This is a genomic window from Candidatus Paracaedibacter symbiosus, from assembly GCF_000757605.1.
Lineage (GTDB): Bacteria > Pseudomonadota > Alphaproteobacteria > Paracaedibacterales > Paracaedibacteraceae > Paracaedibacter_A > Paracaedibacter_A symbiosus.
On the sequence record NZ_JQAK01000034.1, the window covers coordinates 2,193 to 4,095 of the forward strand.

At 39.3% G+C, this 1,903-nt stretch carries 2 protein-coding genes; one reads left to right on the top strand and one right to left on the bottom strand.

Going from position 1 to position 1,903, the window contains the following annotated elements:
- The coding region (locus tag IG80_RS0111985; RefSeq protein ID WP_232224432.1) for a hypothetical protein at positions 1-1,097 on the top strand (1,097 nt) is incomplete at its 5' end.
- Between the two features lie 62 nt (positions 1,098-1,159).
- Here IG80_RS0111985 and IG80_RS0111990 read toward each other — a convergent pair.
- Positions 1,160-1,873 carry an IS6 family transposase gene (locus IG80_RS0111990; protein WP_032114258.1) on the bottom strand — a complete coding sequence of 238 codons (714 nt, stop codon included), beginning with the start codon at positions 1,871-1,873 and terminating at the stop codon, positions 1,160-1,162.
- Positions 1,874-1,903: the final 30 nt, after the last annotated feature.

Genomic DNA, 1,903 nt, shown 5'->3' on the forward strand with positions numbered 1-1,903 from the left:
AAAATAGTAGCAGTGGCAAGTATATGCAGGTTGCTAAATTTGACAATCCAGGAAAAGATGCACGTTGGCAAATTGAATCTGCCGATACTCCTGGTTATTTTATCCTCAGCAACAAAGCTGTACCTAACTCTTTTGCCTCTTGGAGCAATGAAGGGAGCCGCAGTGGCCATTATATGCAGATGTGTACTTATACGGACCATCGAGAAGAGGATGCTCCCTGGCAAATTAAAGCTGTTAAGGATAGTGAAAAGGGCACTACCTATTTTAAATTAATCCCAAAAGGTAAGCCTGATCTTTTTGCAACCTATTCTACTGAAGAAAGTGGTAGTGGGTATTATATGCAGATTGCTTCCTATGCCTACCAACCAAAACCAAGGTTGGTCGGGAGGGGCGTGGTTTACTCTCCTCCACGAGAGTCTTTATTAGAGCAATCAGGGATTGAATGTTTTGCGTTTGTGCCCCAAGGTTATAAGTTAACAGTAAATTTATCAGATTTTAATTTTGGTGAAGGGCTTAAAGCAAAGTTAAAGGCTAACGCTAAGCCAGATTATAGTGGTACTCAAAAATTAACAGTAAGGAACGAGAAGTTAAATGCTAAAATAGGAGGGACTTATACCTCAGCTGTCCAAGAATCTTTTACTTGGGGCTTAAATCAAAAGCTTGGAGTCTCTGCAACAACAACTATTACAACTGGTATTCCATTTATTGCTGAAGGGAAAATATCTTTAGGAACTAACTTTGAGTTTGGCTCAAACCAAAGTTGGTCGACGACTAACACAAAAACCTTTACTGCTACGGTTGAAATGAGTCCAGAAGAGCCAGGAGTATACACGTTAGGAAATATTGTTTATGTAGCCAAAAATATTCAGCTGCCATTTAATGCCAAAGCAAAACTAAGAGCAAAGAACAAAGCCGGCGAACAGCTCCCTGCTGATGCTGTAGAAGCGCTCTTTAAGTATGAGGGGTTAAAGGGAAAGATCGTAGCAAGAAAGCCTAAGGCTATTGTAGTTGCTGTTGCTGGGAAGTTGGCAGCGACTTATGGAGTGTATCAAGAAGCAATCGCTAAAAAAGTTAGCGATCTAAATTCCAAAGGTTAAAAATAACGGCCCTGTTGCAAAAATATTATTTGAGCAGATTTAGGTCTTTTTGCAGTTTTCAATTAAACAGTATAGACACTGAATTGTCGGTTAACGAGACGGATTTCTCCCTTGAGTCCTTGGCGATATTTCCAAAGATCCATCTGTCCCTTTTTAAACATCCTCATCACTTCAAACCCTTTAATCGTTGCATAAGCTGTTTTCAAAGATTTAAACCCTAGAGTTGGTTTAATCAGTCGTTTGAGTTTACCATGATCAGCTTCAATAAGGTTATTGAGATACTTAATCTGTCGATGCTCAAGGTCTTGAGGACAAAGTCCTTCCTTCTTTAATTCTTTGATCGCTACAGCATAAGTAGGTGCCTTATCTGTATTAATTTTACTTGGTTTTTCCCATTCCTTAAACTTTCTTAAAGCCTTTGAAAGAAACCGTTTGGCAGCACTGATATTTCTTGTCGATGAAAGATAAAAGTCTATAGTACGCCCTCGCTTATCAAGAGCTCGATAAAGGTAAGCCCATTTACCCTTAACTTTTACATAAGTTTCATCAACTCTCCAGCTATAGCCAAGCCCTGGTTTCCAATACCACCTGAGCCTTTTCTCAATCTCTGGAGCATAAGTGATTACCCATCTATTAAGAGTTGTATGATCAACCGTAATGCCTCTTTCTTCCATCATTTCTTCAAGGTCCCGATAGCTGATCCCGTATTTACAATACCACCTTACGCATCCAAGAATAATATCCCCTTGAAAATGACGCCACTTAAAATCATTCATCCAATAGTCCTCTAATTTTTAGAAACTCTG

Bases quoted from the DNA above. Each gene is read 5' to 3' on its own strand.
- IG80_RS0111990 (WP_032114258.1), bottom strand. From the start codon at position 1,873: ATGAATGATTTTAAGTGGCGTCATTTTCAAGGGGATATTATTCTTGGA.